The organism is Streptomyces sp. NPDC051987, from assembly GCF_040680735.1.
Taxonomy (GTDB): Bacteria; Actinomycetota; Actinomycetes; order Streptomycetales; family Streptomycetaceae; genus Streptomyces.
This window is the reverse complement of record NZ_JBFAXI010000017.1, coordinates 65,721-84,137: the sequence shown is the minus strand read 5'-3', so window position 1 is coordinate 84,137 and position 18,417 is coordinate 65,721. Positions and strand designations below refer to the sequence as shown.

Sequence of the window (18,417 nt, the reverse complement as noted above, 5' to 3'; positions counted from 1 at the left end):
ATCATCGCTGTCGCCATGCAGAAGAACCCGGTGCCTCCCGCACACTCCAGTCTGGTCGCGATCGGCGACTCCTTCACCGAGGGCATGTCGGACCTGCGGCCCGACGGCTCCTACCGGGGCTGGGCCGATGTCCTCGCCGCCCGGCTGGCCGCCCGCACGCCCGGCTTCCGCTACGCCAACCTCGCCGTGCGCGGCAAGCTGATCGGGCAGATCGTCGCGGAACAGGTCGACCTGGCGGTCGCGATGCGGCCCGACGTGATCACGCTGGTCGGCGGCCTCAACGACACGCTGCGCCCCAAGTGCGACATGGGCCGGGTCCGGGACCTGCTCACCGAGGCGGTGGAACGCCTGGCGCCCGCCTGCGAGCAGCTGGTGCTGATGCGCAGCCCCGCCCGCCAGGGCCCGGTCCAGGAGCGGTTCCGGCCGCGCATGGAGGAGCTGTTCGCCGTGGTGGACGAGCTGGCCGCACGGCACGGCGCCCTGGTGGTCGACCTGTACGGGGCGCCCTCGCTGGCCGATCCCCGGCTGTGGGACGTGGACCGGCTGCACCTGACGGCGGAGGGGCACCGGCGGGTCGCCGAGGCCGTCTGGCAGACGCTCGGCTACGAGCCTGAGGACACCGAGTGGCACACGCCGATCCCGGCGACGGCGCCGCCCGGATGGGTCACCCGCCGGGTCGAGGACGTCCGCTTCACCAGGCAGCACCTGCTGCCGTGGATAGGCCGCCGCCTCACCGGCCGGTCCTCGGGCGACGGCCGCGCGCCCAAGCGCCCTGAGCTGCTGCCGTACGAGGCGTAGCGTGGGTCCCGTGCCCACCCGGGTGATCAGTGTCAGGGGCCGGATCCACGAGTTCGGCCCCCGGCTGGAACACGCCCCCGCCGACGTCCTCTACGTGGGCCGCCGCTGGACCATGGGCGGCTGGGACCTTCCGCGCCACCCGCTGTACAACCCATTCGCCTACGACACCCCGAAGAAGAAGCGGGACGGCACCCGGGCCGAGGTGATGGCGATGTACCGCGCCCACCTGCTGGAGCGGCCCGAGCTGCTGGAGCTGGTGGCGGACCTGCGCGGCCGGACGCTGGCCTGCTGGTGCGCCCCCGAGCCGTGCCACGCGGACGTGCTGGCGGAGCTGGCCGGCGTTCCCGAGCGGTGATGTCTTCCCGAGCGGTGACGCGGTCCCGAGAGGTGATCCCGCTCTCGTAGCTTCGCACGAGCGGGCCCGTGACGCTGGCCTGCAGGAATCGCCAGTAGAATCCGTACACGTGACTTCAGCCGCGCCCGCCAAGCCCCGCATCCCGAACGTCCTCGCCGGACGCTACGCCTCCGCCGAGCTCGCCACGCTCTGGTCGCCCGAGCAGAAGGTGAAGCTGGAGCGGCAGCTCTGGCTCGCCGTGCTGCGGGCACAGAAGGACCTCGGGATCGAGGTGCCGGACGCGGCCATCGCCGACTACGAGCGGGTCCTCGACACCGTCGACCTTGCCTCCATCGCCGAGCGCGAGAAGGTCACCCGGCACGACGTGAAGGCGCGGATCGAGGAGTTCAACGCCCTCGCCGGGCACGAGCACGTGCACAAGGGCATGACGTCCCGGGACCTGACGGAGAACGTCGAGCAGCTCCAGATCCGGCTCTCCCTCGAACTGATGCGGGACCGTACGACGGCGGTCCTCGCCCGCCTGGGCAAGCTGGCCGGCGAGTACGCCGAGCTGGTCATGGCCGGCCGTTCCCACAACGTGGCCGCGCAGGCGACCACCCTCGGCAAGCGCTTCGCGACCGCCGCCGACGAGCTGCTGGTCGCCCACGGCCGGGTCGAGGAGCTCCTCGCCCGCTACCCGCTGCGCGGCATCAAGGGCCCGGTGGGCACCGCCCAGGACATGCTGGACCTGCTGGGCGGCGACGCCGCGAAGCTGGCCGAGCTGGAGACCCGGATCGCCGGCCACCTGGGCTTCTCGCAGGCGTTCACCTCGGTCGGCCAGGTCTACCCGCGCTCGCTGGACTACGAGGTCGTGACCGCGCTCGTGCAGCTGGCCGCCGCTCCGTCCTCGCTCGCCAAGACGATCCGGCTGATGGCGGGGCACGAGCTGGTCACCGAGGGCTTCAAGCCGGGCCAGGTCGGTTCCTCGGCGATGCCGCACAAGATGAACACGCGGTCCTGCGAGCGCGTCAACGGCCTGATGGTGATCCTGCGCGGTTACGCCTCGATGACCGGCGAGCTGGCGGGCGACCAGTGGAACGAGGGCGACGTGTCCTGCTCGGTGGTGCGCCGGGTCGCTCTGCCGGACGCCTTCTTCGCGCTCGACGGCCTCCTGGAGACCTTCCTGACGGTCCTCGACGAGTTCGGCGCCTTCCCCGCCGTCATCGCCCGCGAACTGGACCGCTACCTCCCCTTCCTCGCCACCACCAAGGTGCTGATGGGCGCCGTGCGGGCGGGGGTCGGCCGCGAGGTCGCCCATGAGGCGATCAAGGAGAACGCCGTCGCCACCGCGCTCGCGATGCGCGAGCAGGGCGCCGAGCGCAACGACCTGCTCGACAAGCTCACCGCCGACGCGCGGCTGCCGCTGGACCGCGAGCAGCTGGCCGCGCTGATGGCCGACAAGCTGTCGTTCACCGGCGCGGCCGCCGATCAGGTCGGGGTCGTCGTCGGCCGGATCGAGGAGATCGTCAAGCAGCACCCGGAGGCCGCCGGCTACACGCCCGGAGCGATCCTCTGACCGGCCGCTCCCCTCGCTTCACGGCGGCGGAACTGCAGGCCGCCCGCGACCGTCTCGTCCCGGACGTGGTCGCGGACGGCCTGCACGTCCTGTTCTGCGGGATCAACCCCGGCCTGATGACGGCGGCCACCGGACACCACTTCGCCCGCCCCGGCAACCGCTTCTGGCCGGTCCTGCATCTGTCCGGCTTCACGCCGCGGCTGCTGAGACCCGCCGAGCAGGATGAGCTGCTGTCGTACGGCCTCGGCATCACGAACGTGGTGGCGCGGGCCACCGCGCGCGCCGACGAGCTGACGGCCGCTGAGTACGCGGAGGGCGGCCGGCTGCTGACCGCCAAGGTGACCCGGCTCCGCCCGAGGTGGCTCGCGGTGGTCGGCGTCACGGCCTACCGGGCGGCCTTCGACGACCACGGGGCCCGGGTGGGGCCGCAGGAGCGGACGATCGGAGAGACCCGGGTGTGGGTCCTGCCGAACCCGAGCGGACTGAACGCGCACTGGACCGCGGCGACGATGGCGGAGGAGTTCGCACGGCTGCGGGTGGCGGCGGAGGGCTGAGTCCGCCTCCGGTCAGACCGTGTGCGCCTCGCTGCCGTCGAGCAGGCCGTGGCCGCCAGGGGCCGTGCTGAGGGCCGTGCCCTCGTCGATGATCTCGTTGCGCTCGTTGACGAAGACGACCCTGGGCTCAACCTTCGCCGCGTCGGCGTCCGGTACCGCCGCGTAGGCGATGATGATCACGAGGTCGCCGTTCTGGACGAGGCGGGCCGCGGCGCCGTTGACGCCGATGATGCCGCTGCCCCGGGGGCCCTCGATCACGTAGGTCTCGAACCGGCTGCCGTTGTTGATGTCCACGAGGTGGATCAGCTCGCCGGGGAGCAGGTCGGCGGCGTCCATGAGGTCGGCGTCGAGGGTCAGGGAGCCGACGTAGTTCAGATCGCACTGGGTGATCGTGGCCCGGTGGATCTTCGACTTGAGCATGGTTCGGAACATGGCTGTCGCCTTTCGGGATGGGCGCCTTCTGGTCTTCAACCACGAGCGGACGACGACGAGCGAAACGGCTTTCGCGGTTTTCTCGTAGCTCATCCTGGGCGGCGTTGAACGAGCATTCCAGCGGAAATCAGGTTTCGGTAGAGGCGGATTTCCGTGACACTCCGGGAAGATCTCCGCCCGGCCGGGCCCGCACCCCACTTCCCTAATAATCCCAGGTCAGAGCCTCTCGCACCGACTCCCCGGGTGCCGTATGTCGCCCACTCACTTTCATGCCGTGCAGGTTGATGAGCGGGGGCGGGGCTGGAGCCGGCATTCCTGTCGCGGTCACAGTGAGGAAGCGTCGAGGGCACAGAATCGGCCTCGGTCGCAATACCGCGGATTCACGGAATCACCGCATCGCTGAATCACGGAATCCCGAATGATTCGACCTTGAAGGGAGCAGAGGGTGACGGTGGAAATCACGACGCAGGAGGCCCAGGAGATCGCCGGGAAGATCGCCGTGGTCTTCCAGGAGGTGCTGGGCGCGACGGAGGTGCCCGACACCGGCAGCGGGTTCCTGGAGATCGGCGGTGACTCGCTGACGGCCGCCCGCGCGGTGTCCCTCATCAGCTCGCGGCTGGGTGTGCGGATCACGGTCCGCGACCTGTTCCGGGAGCGGAACGCCGACGCGCTCGCCCTCGTGGCGGTGCGCCGCCTGGCCTCGTAGCGCCCCGGGCGGTCGGCCGCTCCGGCTCGACCAGCTCGTATCAACAACGCGGACCCGCCCGGCCGATCCGGTACGGCGGGCTCCGGGCCGGTCCGTGACGGCGCCGGCCGTCCGAACGCACGTCCGCAATGACTTTTCGAGAGGTGAGGACATGGTGGCTCAGACGTATCGCGTGGTGGTGAACGGCGAGGAGCAGTACTCGATCTGGCCCGAGGGCAGGGACCTGCCCGACGGGTGGTTCGACGAGGGCACCTCCGGCACCAAGGAGGAGTGCCTCGACCACGTCGAGCGGGTCTGGACCGACATGCGGCCGCTCAGCCTCCGTCAGGCTCGGTGACCGAACTGCCATGACGACGTGGACCGGAGAAGCCGCCGGCCTGGAAGAGCCGGCTGTGACGAAGAGGGAACTGACCGCCGAGAAGCGTGAGTTGCTCAAGCAGCGGCTGCTCGGGAGGTCCCGAACCGCTGCGGCGCCCGCGGGTGCCCCGAGTGCCGTACCGCGCCGTCCTGGCACCGAGGGCGCCCCGTTGGCGCCCGTCCAGCACAACCTGTGGGTCGCGGACCGCCTGTTGTCCGACAACTCCACCTTCAGCGTCCACCGCGTCCTGCGCCTGACCGGGCCGCTGGACCGCGACGCGGTCCGCCGGGCGCTGGACGCCCTGGTGGAGCGGCACGAGACGCTGCGCATGGTGTTCCGGGACGACAGCCCGCCCCGTCAGGTCCCGCTGCCGCCCGCCCCCGCCGCGCTGCGCACGGTCGACCTGTCGCATCTTCCCCCGGCAGCGCGGTCGGCTGCGGCCGTACGGGTGGCCGAGGAGGAGATCGCGGAGCCCTTCGACCTGGAGCGCGGCCCCGTCTTCCGGGCCGTCCTGGTCACCTGCGACGACAGCACCCACGTCCTGGTGCTGAACCTGCACCACTGCGTCGCCGACGAATGGTCGTGCGGTGTGCTGGGCCGCGAGTTCGGCACCCTGTACGCGGCGGCCGCGCGGGGGGTCACCGACCTCGCGACGGTGTTGCCGGAGCTCTCGGTGTCGTACCGGGACTACGCGCACTGGCAGTCGGAACGGCTCTCCGGTGAGCTGCTTCAGCGACAGCTCGCCTACTGGCGTTCGGCTCTCGACGGGGTGCCGCCGGTCCTGGAACTGCCCACCGACCATGTGCGTCCCCCCACCCCGTCGTTCTGGGGGCACGGCGCCCGCCGGCTGCTGTCACCGGAGGTCAGTGCGGCGCTGCGGGACTTCGCCCGGCGGCACAACGTCACCCTCTTCACCGCCCTGCTGTCGGTCTTCGCGGGCTATCTGCACCGCTGGAGCGGCGGACAGGACCGCTTCTCGGTGCTGACGCCGGTCTCGGGCCGGGTCGTCGCCGACACCGAACCGCTCATCGGCATGATGGCGAACACCCTGCCGCTGGCCGTGGACGTCAGCGACGACCCCGCTTTCGCCACGCTGGTGCGGCGCATGAACGCGGTGGTTCTCGGGGCCCTGGAACACCAGGACGTCACCTTCGAGCAGTTGGTCGCGGACTCCGGGCATCCCCGCGACGCCTCCCGCAATCCGCTGTCGCAGGTCATGTACCAGTGCATCGAGTCGCGTGAGCACGTGTGGGACCTGCCCGGGATCACCGTCGAGCGCGAGCGCATCGGCATGGCGTCCGCGAAGGTGGACCTGTCGTTGGTCGCGGCCAACCTCGACGAGGGGGTCCGGCTCGACCTGGTGGGGGAGAGCACGCTGTTCGAGCCGGCGACGGTGGAACGGATGCTGGACTCGCTGGTCGAGGTGGTGAGCCGCGCGGTGACCGCGCCGGACACCACCGTCGGCCAGGTGGACCTGCTCTCCGACGAGGAGCTCGCCCGTGTGGTCGAGGACGCCCTGGGCTCCGGAGCCGCGACGCCCGACGGCACCGTGCTGGACCTCTTCGCGGCCGTCGCCGCCGCCACGCCCGACGCCACCGCGGTCACCGCGGGCGGAACCCGCCTCACCTACCGGGAACTGGACGAACTGTCGGACCGTGTCGCCGCCCGGCTCCGCGCGGCCGTGCCGGGGCCCGGCGCGCTGGTGGGGATCCATCTGCCCCGCTCCGAGCGGCTGGTGGCCACGCTGCTCGGGGTGTGGAAGGCCGGCTGCGCCTTCCTGCCCCTGCCTCTGGACCACCCGGAGGAACGCCTGCGGACCATGGTGGAGGACGCGGGGGCCGGGCTCGTGGTCACCGAACCGGGGCGGGACACCCTGTTCGGCGCGGCTTTGTCGCTGCACGTCGGCCCCGGCTCCGAGGACCTGGCCACCGCCGCCGTGCCCGCGCCGCGGGACCACGACGCGCCGCGCGCCGAGGACCTCGCCTATCTGATGTACACCTCGGGCTCCACCGGCCGCCCCAAGGCCGTGGCGATCGAGCACCGGGGCCTCGTCAACTTCCTCAGCGGCACCGCCCGTCGGCTCGACGCCGGCGCGGACGACGTGTGGCTCGGCCTGACCGGCATCGGGTTCGACATCGCGCTGGTCGAGATGTTCCTGCCGCTCACCACCGGCGGCCGGGTGGTCCTGGCGCCGGAGGGGGCCGCGCAGGACGGTGACGCCGCGGTCGCCACGGCCCGGGAGCACGGGATCACCCATGTGCAGGCGACTCCGTCGGGCTGGCGGGTCCTGCTCGCCTCGACCCAGCGGCTGCCGCGGCTGGCGGTCGCCATGACCGGCGGTGAGTCGCTGCCGCCCGCGCTCGCCGCGGAGCTGCGCCTGGCCGCCGGACGCGTCCTCAACTGCTACGGGCCCACCGAGTCCACGGTGTGGGCCACCTACGACGACGTCACCGACCCGGCGGCGGACATCACCGTCGGCACCGGCGTCGACCAGGTCGCCGTCCATGTCCTCGACGCCGCGATGCGCCCGGTGCCCGTCGGCGTCCCGGGTGAGCTGTACGTGGGCGGGCCCGGCGTCGGGCGCGGTTACCACGCGCGGCCGGGGCTGACGGCGGGTGCCTTCGTGCCGGACCCGTTCGGACCGCCCGGGGCGCGCCTGTACCGCTCGGGCGACGTGGGCGCGCGACGCCCCGACGGCCGTATCCGCTTCTTCGGTCGCGACGACCACCAGGTCAAGATCCGCGGCCACCGCATCGAACTCGGGGAGATCGAGGCCCGGTTGACCGCGCACCCGGACGTGGCGCAGGCCGTGGTCGTGGTGGACCGCAGTCCCGCCGGGGACCGGCTCGTCGGTTACGTCGTCGGGGACGTCACGGAGGACGCGCTGAAGCGCCACCTCACGGCCGCCCTGCCCGTGGCGATGGTGCCCGCCGTCTTCGTGTCGCTGGAGAGCCTGCCGCTGTCGCCGAACGGCAAGGTCGACCGCCGTCGTCTGCCCGCCCCGCGCACCGAGGCTCCCGCGGAGCGCAGGCCGCCCGCCGCCGGGGCCGAGCGGGTCCTGGCCGACATCTGGAGCCGGCTGCTCGACGTCCCGTCGGTGGCGGCGCAGGACAACTTCTTCACCCTGGGCGGCGACTCGGTGACCGCCGTGTTCCTCGTGTCGCGGGCCCGGGAGGCCGGGTACGTGTTCACCGCGCGCCAGGTGTTCGCCCATCAGACCCTGTCCGAACTGGCGGCCGTCGCCGTCGCGTCGGGCGACGGGGCGGCGGCCGGCGGCGTGGACCCGGGCGACTTCCCGCTGGCCGGTCTCGACCGGGAGGGACTGGAGCGGGTCCTGTCCGGGCTCTCCCCCGAGGACGTCCAGGACATCTATCCCTGCACCCCGCTCCAGGCGGGCATGCTGTTCCACGCCCTCCACGACGGCGGCGGGGACTCCTACTTCACCCAGTACCGCTGGGAGATCGAGGGCGACCTCGACCAGGACGGCCTGATCGCCGCCTGGCAGCACGTCCTGGACCGGCACGACGCGCTGCGCTGCTCCTTCCGTTGGGAGGGCCTGGAGCGCCCGCTCCAGATCGTGCACCGCCATGTCCGGGCCGACTTCACCGTCCTGGACTGGTCGGGGGTCCCGGCGGACGAGATCCCGGGGCGCCTGGAGGCGCTGCTCGCCGAGGAACGCGCCACGGGATTCGACCTGTTCCGGGTGGTGCCCCAGCGGTTCCATCTCATCCGCACCCGACCCGACCACCACCACCTCGTGTGGCACAACCATCACATCCTGGCCGACGGCTGGAGCGTCGGTCCGCTTCTCAGCGAGGTCTTCGCGACCGCCACCGCGCTCCGCACGGCGGGGCGCCCCGCGCGCGAGCTGCCCGAACCGGTGTCCCATCGCGCCTACGTGGAGTGGCTGGCGGAACAGGACCCGCGTGCCGTCGAGCGGTACTGGCGCGACGCCCTGGCCGGTTTCGTCGAGCCCACCTCGCTCCCGGTGGTGCGACCGGCGTCCCCGGACGCACCCGCCGGAACGGCCCGCACGGTCGAACTCGCCCTGACCCCGGAGCTGACGGAGGCGCTGTCGCGGCTCGCCCGTGCGCGGGGGTGCACCCTCGGGACCGTGTTCCAGGGGGCCTGGGCCCTGCTGCTGGGCCGCTGGAGCCGGAGCCGTGACGTGCTCTTCGGGCTGACCGTCTCCGGGCGTTCGGTCGACCTTCCGCAGGTGGAGCAGATCGTGGGGCTGCTCTCCAACACCCTGCCGGTGCGGGTGCGCTGGGAGGACGACGACCGGCTCGACGACTGGCTGGGCCGCCTGGCCGGGCAGGCGGCCGGGCTGCGCGACGTCGAGCACACCGCGCTGACCGACATCCACGGCTGGTCGGACGTGCCGGCCGACAAGAAGCTGTTCGACAGCATCCTGGTCCTGCAGAACCTGGCGGTGGCCGAGCGCGCCGATCTGGGCGGACTGTCGCTGCGCATGGGTCCCGTGCACCAGAGCAGCGGCTATCCGCTGATGCTGACCATCCGTACCGGCCCGACGGGGGCCGTCCTCCAGCTCCTCCACGACGACCTCCGGGTCGACTCCGGTGACGCGGAGCGTCTGCTGGCGTCGTTCGGCCGCCTGCTCGACGCCTTCGTGGAGCGACCGGGCGCCCGGGTCGGAGAGTTGGCGATCCTTCCGGACGCCGCCCACGACACCGTCGTACGCCGCTGGAACGACACCGCGCACCCGTTCCCCGCCGCCACGACCGTGCCCGCGATGATCGAGGAGCAGCGCACGCGCACGCCGCACGCGACGGCCGTGGTGTACGACGCGCGGGAGTGGACGTACACCCGCCTGGACGAGGAGGCCACGCGGCTGGCACGACGGCTGCGGGCAGCGGGGGTGCGGCCGGGTGACCGGGTGGGCCTGCGGCTGGACCGCTCGGCGACGATGATCGCCGCGGTGCTCGCGGTGTGGCGGGCCGGCGGCGCCTACGTCCCGCTGGACCCCGAGTACCCCGACGCACGGGCCGCCTACGTGCTGTCGGACTCCGGGGTACGGGTCCTCCTCGCGAGCGAGGAACCCCCCGCGCAGTCCGTCCCGGACGGGGTGACCGTCGTCCGCGTCGGCACCGCCGACGACCCGGCGGGTCCGGAGCCCTCGTCCGCGGAAGCGGCGGGGAGCACCGGCGACGGTCCCGGCCGCGACGACGTGGCCTACGTCCTGTACACCTCCGGCTCCACCGGCCGTCCCAAGGGCGTCGAGGTCACCCACGCGTCGCTGGCCCACCTGACGGCCGCCATGACGCACGTGCTGGAGCCCACCGGCCCGCAGACGTGGCTGGGACTGACCGCCCTGTCCTTCGACATCTCCACCGTGGAGATGTTCGTGCCGCTCACCACGGGCGGCCGGGTCGTGGTGGTCCCGGAGGAGGGACGCTGGGACGCCGCCGCCCAGCGGGCCCTGATCCGGGCTCACCGGGTCAGCCATGTGCAGGCCACCCCGTCCGGATGGCGGCTGCTGCTGGCCGCCGGGTTCGGCGCGGCGGACGGCGTCGAGGTCGGCCTAGCCGGCGGGGAAGCACTGCCGCACGACCTGGCCGGCGAGCTGCGCAGGGGCCTGCCCCGGCTGATCAACGTGTACGGCCCGACCGAGGCCACCGTCTGGTCCACCTGGGACGACGTCGACCCCGCCCAGGACGAGGTGACCATCGGGCTCCCCCTGCCCAACACCTCCGCCCACGTCCTGGACGAGGCCATGCGCCCGGTGCCGATCGGCGTGCCGGGCGAGCTCTACCTCGGGGGCGCGGGCGTGGCCCGCGGATATCTGGGGCGCGCCGCACTGACCGCGCGGCAGTTCGTGCCCGACCCGTTCGGCGCCCCCGGTACCCGGCTGTACCGCACCGGTGACCTGGCCGCGCGGCGGGCGGACGGCCGTATCCGTTTCCTGGGCCGGGACGACCACCAGGTCAAGATCCGCGGCCACCGCATCGAACTGGGCGAGATCGAGGAGGCGCTGACCCGCCACCCGGACGTGCGGCTGGCCGCCGTCACCGTCCACCGGGACGCGGCGGGCGAGGAGTTCCTCGTCGGCCATGTCGCCGGCGACGCGCCCGACCCCGCCGCGGTGCGGACGTTCCTGCGGGGCCAGGTGTCCCGGGCGATGGTGCCCGACCGGCTCGTCGTCCTGGAGAGGATGCCGCTCAGCCCGGCGGGCAAGATCGACCGTGCCGCGCTTCCCGTCCCGGAGGCGGCCCCCCAGGCCACGTCCGCCCGGACCGCGCCCCGCGGACCCGTCGAACGGACCCTCGCCGACATCTGGGCCCGGGTGCTGGGCACCGGCGACATCGGGGTGGACGACGACTTCTTCGCGCTGGGCGGCAACTCCCTCAAGGCGGTCACGGTCTCGGCACTCGCCCGGGAGGCCGGACTCACCGTCACCACCCGGCAGATCTTCGCCCACCCCACGGTGGCGGCGCTCGCGGACCTCTGCGGCGGGGCACCGGTCCCGACGCCGCCCGCCGACACCCGGCCGTTCGCGTTCACCGGACTCGACGCCGAGGCCCTGGACGGGCTCCTGGACACCGTGGGCAGGGAGGGCACCGAGGACGTGCTGCCCCTGTCGCCGCTGCAGACCGGGCTGTTCCTCGACACGCTGGCGGAGACCGGCGACTACGTGCGCGTGTTCGCCGTCGACATCGAGGGCGACTTCGACCGGGCAGCCTTCGAGGACGCCTGGGCCCATCTGGTCGACCGCCACGCGATCCTGCGGTCCACCTTCCACTGGGCCCACCTGCCCCGCCCGGTCCAGGTCGTCCGCAGCGCCGCGCCGCCGCGCTTCCGGTACGCCGACCTCACCGCTCTCCCGGAGGACCGGCGGGCCGAGCGGCTCGCCGAGCTGATCGCGGCGGAGGAGAAGACCGTCTTCGACCTCGGCGCCGCTCCGCCCTCCCGCTTCCTGCTGATCCGGGTCGCCGAGGACCGGCACCGGTTCGTGTGGACCACCCACCATGTCGTCTTCGACGGCTGGAGCCTGCACGCCCTGCTCTCCGAGGCGTTCGCCGTCTACCGCAGCCGTCACGAGACGGGCCGGCTGCCCGTCCTCGCGGACCCGCCGCCGTACCGGGAGTACCTGCGCCGGCTCGCCGAGCACGACACCCCCGAGGAGGCCGAGCGCGAGAACGCCCACTGGCGGTCCCGCCTGGCGGGATTCACCCGGCCCACTCCCCTGCCCGGCAGCCGCCCCACCGGGGCCGCCACGGGGCTGTGGCACGCCCGGCGCACCCTGCCGGCCGCGCTCTGCGACGAGCTGGAGCGGGTCGCCCGCCACCACCACGTCACCGTCGGCACCCTGGTCCACACCGCGTGGTCCCTGCTGCTGAGCCGGACGAGCGGGGAGCGGGACGTCGTCTTCGGCACGACCGTCTCGGGCCGCTTCGGCGACGTCGAGGGGGTCGAGCGGATGGTGGGTCTGCTGATGAACACCCTGCCGCTGCGCGTCGACGTGGACCCCGGGGCACCCCTCACCGACCTGCTGCGCGACGTCCAGCAGCGGATCACCGAGGTCGCGGGGCGCGCCCATGTCGCGCTGCCGGCCGTGCAGCGGGCGAGCGAGGTGGCGCCGGGACGGCGGCTGTTCGACAGCCTGCTCGTCTACACCGACACCGGCCCCGGCGGTCTGCCGCAGGGCGTCGTCCCGGTCGCCGAGGGCGAGGCCCGCGACACCGGCTACCCCCTGGTTCTGGAGGCCAGCCGCGCCGACCGGCTGACTCTCAGCCTGAGCTGCCAGAGGTCCCACTACGACCAGGTCACCGCCGACCGGCTGCTCGCCCAGGTCGTGCAGCTGCTGACCGGCCTCACCGAAGACCGGCCCGGCCCGGACGAACAGGACGGCCCCGGCGCCGCCGAGGGACCGACGCTGGTCGCCGAGGTCCCGATGCTGTCGGCGGAGGAGCGCGAACGGGTCGTCCACACCTGGAACGACACCGTCGTCCCCTTCCCGGACGACCGCACCCTGCACTCCCTGGTCGCGGCGCAGACCGCCGACACCCCGGACGCCGTCGCCGTCAGGCTCGGCTCCGACACCTGGACCTACGCCGAACTAGGGGCGCGGGCCGAGCGGGTGGCCGCACGGCTGTACCGGGAGGGTGTCCGTCCCGGCGACCTGGTCGCCCTGTGCACCGAACGCTCCTTCGAGCACGTGGTGGGCCTGCTCGGCATCCTGAAGGCGGGGGCCGCCTTCGTGCCCGTCGACCCCGACCACCCCGCCCGGCGCCAGGCGTACCTGCTCGCCGACTCCGGAGCCCGGGTGGTGCTCACCCAGACCCGGCTGGTCCCGGCACTGCCCGAGGACACGGCCGCCCTCGTCCTGGAGCTGGACGACCCCACCGCCTGGCCGGAGGACCACGGCTGCGGCCCCCGGCCGGACGCGCTGCCCGCCGACCTCTGCTCGCTGTACTACACCTCGGGATCGACCGGCGCGCCCAAGGCGGTGGCCTCGCACCACGCGGGCTGGGTCAACCGCATGACGTGGATGCAGCGCCGGCACGGGCTGCGGCCCGGCGAGGGGGTCCTGCACAAGACCACGCTCGGGTTCGACGACGCGGCGGTGGAGATCCTGTGGCCGCTGATCACCGGGGGCCAGGTCGTGCTGCTGCCGCCGGGGGCGCACCGTGACGCCCACGCGATCGCCGAGTCCGTCGCCCGGTACGACGTGGTGCATGTGCAGTTCGTGCCCAGTGTGCTGGAGGTGTTCCTGGACATCCTCACCCCGGAGCGGGCCCGGTCGATGTCCCGGCTGCGGTCCGTCCTCACCAGTGGTGAGGCGCTGCGCCCCGCCCTGGTGCGCCGGTTCCTGGAGGTGTTCGGGGACCGGGTGAGCCTCGACAACACCTGGGGCGCCACCGAGGTGTCCATCGACTCGACCTGCCGAGTGTGCACCGCCGAGGACGCCGTCCCCGACACCGGCGCGGTGGCCCTGGGACTGCCCATCGACAACAACACCGTGCACGTCCTCGACGCGGCGATGGAACCCCTGCCGACCGGCGCCACCGGCGAGCTCTTCATCGGCGGCCCCGGGCTTGCCCGCGGCTACCACGGCCGGTTCCGGCTGACCGCCGAACGGTTCGTGCCGGACCCCTTCGGGCCGCCCGGCTCCCGGCTCTACCGCACCGGCGACCTGGGACGCCGGCGGGCCGACGGCGTCCTGGAGTTCGTCGGCCGCGCCGACCACCAGGTCAAGCTGGGCGGAGTGCGCGTCGAACTCGGCGAGATCGAGGACGCGTTGCGGCGGGCGCCGGGCGTCCGGGACGCGGTCGCCGACGTACGGACCGTGGCCGGTTCGAAGACGCTCGTCGGGTACACCGTCGGCGGCGACGACCCGGACCGTACGCTCGCCGCCCTGCGCGCGGAGCTGCCCGACGTGATGGTGCCGAGGTTCCTCGTCGCCGTGGACTCCGTCCCGCTCAACGCCAACGGCAAGGTGGAGCGGGCCGCCCTGCCCGATCCGGACCCCGCCGCCCGCGAGGTGGCGCCGGAGTCCCAGGTGGCTCCGCGCACCGCGACCGAGGAGGCCGTCGCCCGGATCTGGTGCCAGGTCCTCGGAGTGCCGCGCGTCGGGGTGCACGACAACTTCCGCGCGCTGGGCGGAGACTCCATCCTGCTGATCCACACCGTCGCCAAGGCGCGTGAGGCGGGCCTGTCCATCACCCCGAAGATGGTCTTCGAGCACCCGACGGTCGCCTCCCTCGCCGCGGCCTCGGACGAGGCGTCCGCCCAGGGCCGCTCCACCAGCGTCCACGCCGAGCAGGGCCCGGTCACCGGCGAGGTCCCCTTCGGACCGATCCAGCACCAGTACGCCGCCGTCGGGCCCCGCGACCGCTTCAACCAGAGCCGGCTCCTGCACGCCGCTCCCGGGATCGAGCCCGACGTCCTGCGGGCCGCGCTGCGGACCCTGATCGACCACCACGACGCGCTCCGGCTGCGGTGGAGCCGCCGGGAGGACGGCTGGCACCAGGACCTGGCGCCGGCGGGTGGCCACGACGACCCGCTCACGGTCGTGGACACCCCGCAGGAGGCCGACGCCGCGGTGGAGGCCGCGCACGGCGGACTCGACCTGGCCAGGGGCCCGTTGCTCCGTGCCGTGCTGCTGCGGCACACCGGGGAGCTCCTGCTGGTGGTCCACCATGTGGCCGTCGACACCGTGTCCTGGCACATTCTGGTCGAGGACCTCGCCACCCTGTGCGCAGGGGGTGAACTGCCCGCCAAGACGACCTCCGTGCAGCACTGGGCGCGGCGGCTGGCCGAGCACGCGCACAGCGCGGAGTTCGCACCGGAGGCCGCCTACTGGGCGCTGCCGCGTCCGTCCGTCGCGCCACTGCCCGTGGACCGGGAGACCGGGGAGAACACCGAGGGCCGGGCCCGCTCCACGAGCGTCGTCCTCGCGGCCGGGGCCACGGCGGGCCTGCTGCGCCAGGCCGCCGCGCGGCGCGGCGCCGAGCCGGAGCACCTGATGCTGGCGGCACTGGCCCGCACGCTGACCGAGGCCACCGGTGGTGACACCTGCGCGATCGACGTGGAACGGCACGGCCGTGAGCCGCTGTTCGACGACGTCGACCTCACCCGCACGGTGGGCTGGTTCACCAGTGTGCAGCCGCTGCTGCTCACCCGGCCGGAGTCCGGTGCCATGGACGCCTGGATCGACGTGGTCGCCGAGCACACCCGCACGCCCGCCGGGCGGGGCATCGGCCATGGACTCGCCCGGTACCTGCGCGGGGACGACAGCACCGCACCGGCGGCACAGGTCTCGTTCAACTACCACGGCCGCCGGGACACCGCTCCCGCCGGGGACGCGCCGCTGCGGCCCCTTCCCCGGTCGCTCGGCGAGCACGTCGACCCGGAGCAGCGGCGCTCCCACCTCGTGGAGGTCGAAGCGGCGGTCCTCGACGGCGAACTGCACCTCGAATGGCGTTACGCGGCCGACCACTTCGACGCCGGCACCGTACGGGAGCTGGCCGAACGGCACCTGGCACACCTCACCGGCCTGGCCGCCGCCCCGCCCGAGGGGACCCGTGTGCCGGCGGAGCCCTTCGTGCGGCGGCTGTTCGCGGGGGCTCCGGCCCCGAGGCTGCCGATGCTGCGGCACCGGGTACCGGGCGTGGCGATCGCGCTGATCGACGACGGTGACCTGCGCGGGGCCTGGGGCTTCGGGGTCCTCGGGGTCGACGACCCGGTCGAGGTGGACGAGCGCACCGTCTTCCAGGTCGGCTCGATCAGCAAGCACGTCACCGCGCTGGGCGTGATGGCCCTGGTCCAGGACGGGCGGCTCGATCTCGACACCGACGTCAACCGGATGCTCACCTCCTGGCGGCTGCCCGGCGACGGGGTCACCCTGCGCCATCTGCTCACCCACACCTCGGGGCTCGGCGCGCAGTCCTACGACGGCTACCGCGCGGGCCTGCCGATGCCCACCCCGGCGCAGATCCTCGCCGGCGGCACGCCGTCGCTGACCCCGCCGGTCAGGCCCGTGGGCCCGCCGGGATCGCCGTACCTGTACTCGAGCAGCAACTTCACCGTGGTGCAGCAGGTGCTCCAGGACGTCACGGGGCAGGAGTTCGCGCCGCTGATGCGCGCGCTCGTCCTGGACCCGCTGGGCATGCGGGACAGCGACTTCGCGCCGCGCCTGCCGGATCTGCCCGGCACCACGCTGGCCCGCAACCACCAGGCGTCGGGCGCGCCCTACCCGGAGGGCTGGCACCTGTACCCGGAGTCCGCCGCGGGCGGTCTGTGGTCCACACCCAGGGACCTGGCCCGGGTCGCCGTCGAGATCCAGCGGGCGGTCACCGGTGGCCCGGCGGTCCTGCTGGGTGCGGAGGCGGCGGCCGAGATGCTGCGCCCCCACCCCGGCACTCCGGGGGGCCTGGGCACCGCGGGCAAGCCGTACGGCGGCCGCCGGTGGTTCGGACACACCGGGGGCGTCCCCGGCTTCCGTTCGCTGACCTGGGCCGACCCGGACCGTGGTCTGGGCCTCGTCGTCACCGCCAACTCCGACGCCGGTGAGGACTTCCTGCGAGAACTGCTGCACGACCTCGGGGTCGGATTGGAGGACGCACGATGGTGACGATCGACGCCGCGTTCCGCCGGTGGGCGGTGCGCGACCCGGACGCCGTGGCGCTGCGCGCGCCCGGCATCCGGATGACCTACGGCGAGCTGGACCGGGCCGCGACCCGGATCGCCCGGGGTCTGCTCCGGCTCGGGGTGAGGCCCGGGGAGCTGGTCGGGGTGGCGGCCACCCCGTCACCGGGTTTCGTGGTGTCGGCCCTGGCGGTGCTCCGCGCGGGCTGCGCCTACCTGCCGATGGACCTGACGTACCCGCAGGAGCGGCTGGCGCACATGCGCCGGGACAGCGGCATCTGCGTCCTGGTGTCCTCCGGTGACGGCGGCGACCTGCCGGCCGCCCTCGCGGACTGCGTGGTCCTCGACCCGGCCGCCGGCACCGGTGACGACGGCGACGCCCCCTTCGCGCCCGGTGCGGGGGAGCTGTCCGCGCCCACGGACCTGGCGTACGCGATGTACACCTCGGGATCGACCGGCCTGCCCAAGGCGGTGCTGGTCGAGCAGCGCAACGTCACCGCCTTCGCGCTGCGGCAGGACTTCGCGGCGCTCGGGCCGGGCCGGACCATGCTCCAGAGCAGTTCGTTCTCCTTCGACGCGTCGGTGCTGGAGATCTGGGGGGTGCTGCTGCGCGGCGCCTGTCTGGCCTTCCCGCCGGACGGCCTGCTGACCTCCGCGGAGCTGGGCGAGGTGCTGGCACGTGAGGAGGTGACCGACCTGTGGCTGTCGTCTGGCCTCTTCCACCGGATCGCCGACGACGTGCCCGAGGCGCTGGCGCCGCTGCGCACCGTGATCACCGGCGGTGACGTGGTGTCCCCGGCCCGGGTCCGGCGGGTGCTGGAGACCAACCCCGGGCTGACGGTGGCGCACATCTACGGGCCGACGGAGACCACGGTGGCCATCTGCCGCCGGTTGCTCACCCGTCCGGACCAGGTGGAGTCCCCGCTGCCGCTGGGCACCCCCATCCCCGGCGCGGGCCTGCACGTCAGGGACGAGCACGGACGCCCCCTCCCGGCGGGCGCGACCGGCGAGCTGTGGATCACCGGGGAGACCGTCTCCCGCGGCTACCACGACCGCGCCGAGCTCACCGCGGAGCGCTACGTCACCGACCCGGTGACGGGAAGGCGCGCGTACCGCAGCGGCGACCTCGGCCGCAAGCGGGCCGACGGCACGGTGGAGTTCGTCGGCCGTGCCGACAGCCAGGTCAAGATCCGGGGCTTCCGCATCGAGCCCGGCGAGATCGAGGCGACGCTCGGCGAGGCACCCGAGGTTCGCTCCTGCCTGGTCACCGCACGCGTCGCGCCGCCCGGCGACAAACGTGTCGTCGCCTATGTCGTGCCGCGTGACAGGGGGCCGCTGCGCGCCGCCGACGTGCACCGTTTCCTCGCCGGGCGGCTGCCGCGCCACATGCTGCCGTCCGAGTACGTGGCGGTGGACGCGCTGCCCCTGGACGCCAACGGCAAGGAGGACCGGCGCCGACTGCCCGAGCCCGCCTGGGGGCGCGGCAGCCTCGCCGTGCTCGACGTCGTCCCCGTTCCCGCCGCCCCGGCCGCCCTGCCCGAGAGGATCTGA

The 18,417-nt window shown here is 73.5% G+C and carries 9 protein-coding genes; 8 read left to right on the top strand and 1 reads right to left on the bottom strand.

What is annotated here, in order from left to right:
• Positions 1-15 precede the first annotated feature (15 nt).
• From AB0M11_RS12445 to mug, 4 genes are all read left to right on the top strand, one after another.
• A complete protein-coding gene (locus AB0M11_RS12445) occupies positions 16-798 on the top strand; it encodes an SGNH/GDSL hydrolase family protein (protein ID WP_365704281.1) in 783 nt (260 codons plus the stop codon).
• Between the two features lie 10 nt (positions 799-808).
• Entirely contained in the window at positions 809-1,153 is a 345-nt protein-coding gene (locus AB0M11_RS12440; RefSeq protein WP_365704278.1) for a DUF4326 domain-containing protein, read from the top strand.
• Between the two features lie 109 nt (positions 1,154-1,262).
• Complete coding sequence (gene purB, locus AB0M11_RS12435; protein WP_365704276.1) at positions 1,263-2,708, top strand: adenylosuccinate lyase; 1,446 nt, start codon at positions 1,263-1,265, stop codon at positions 2,706-2,708.
• A gap of 65 nt (positions 2,709-2,773) precedes the next feature.
• On the top strand, positions 2,774-3,262 hold the full coding sequence (gene mug, locus AB0M11_RS12430; RefSeq protein WP_365704275.1) for a G/U mismatch-specific DNA glycosylase: 489 nt from the start codon (positions 2,774-2,776) through the stop codon (positions 3,260-3,262).
• A 12-nt stretch (positions 3,263-3,274) separates the two neighbouring features.
• Here the strand turns inward: mug and panD are convergent, their stop codons facing one another.
• On the bottom strand, positions 3,275-3,694 hold the full coding sequence (gene panD, locus AB0M11_RS12425; protein WP_365704273.1) for an aspartate 1-decarboxylase: 420 nt from the start codon (positions 3,692-3,694) through the stop codon (positions 3,275-3,277).
• A gap of 445 nt (positions 3,695-4,139) precedes the next feature.
• Here panD and AB0M11_RS12420 point away from each other — a divergent pair, with 445 nt between their 5' ends.
• The 4 genes from AB0M11_RS12420 (at position 4,140) to AB0M11_RS12405 (ending at position 18,417) form a co-directional block, all read left to right on the top strand.
• A complete protein-coding gene (locus AB0M11_RS12420; protein ID WP_365704271.1) occupies positions 4,140-4,400 on the top strand; it encodes an acyl carrier protein in 261 nt (86 codons plus the stop codon).
• Positions 4,401-4,551: 151 nt separating this feature from the next.
• Positions 4,552-4,737: an MbtH family NRPS accessory protein gene (locus AB0M11_RS12415; protein ID WP_365704268.1), complete on the top strand. Its 186-nt coding sequence runs from the start codon at positions 4,552-4,554 to the stop codon at positions 4,735-4,737.
• Between the two features lie 10 nt (positions 4,738-4,747).
• A complete protein-coding gene (locus tag AB0M11_RS12410) occupies positions 4,748-16,852 on the top strand; it encodes an amino acid adenylation domain-containing protein (protein WP_365704266.1) in 12,105 nt (4,034 codons plus the stop codon).
• Positions 16,846-18,417, top strand: a complete 1,572-nt coding sequence (locus tag AB0M11_RS12405) for an amino acid adenylation domain-containing protein (RefSeq protein WP_365704263.1) — start codon at positions 16,846-16,848, stop codon at positions 18,415-18,417. Before AB0M11_RS12410 ends, AB0M11_RS12405 begins: the two co-directional genes overlap by 7 nt.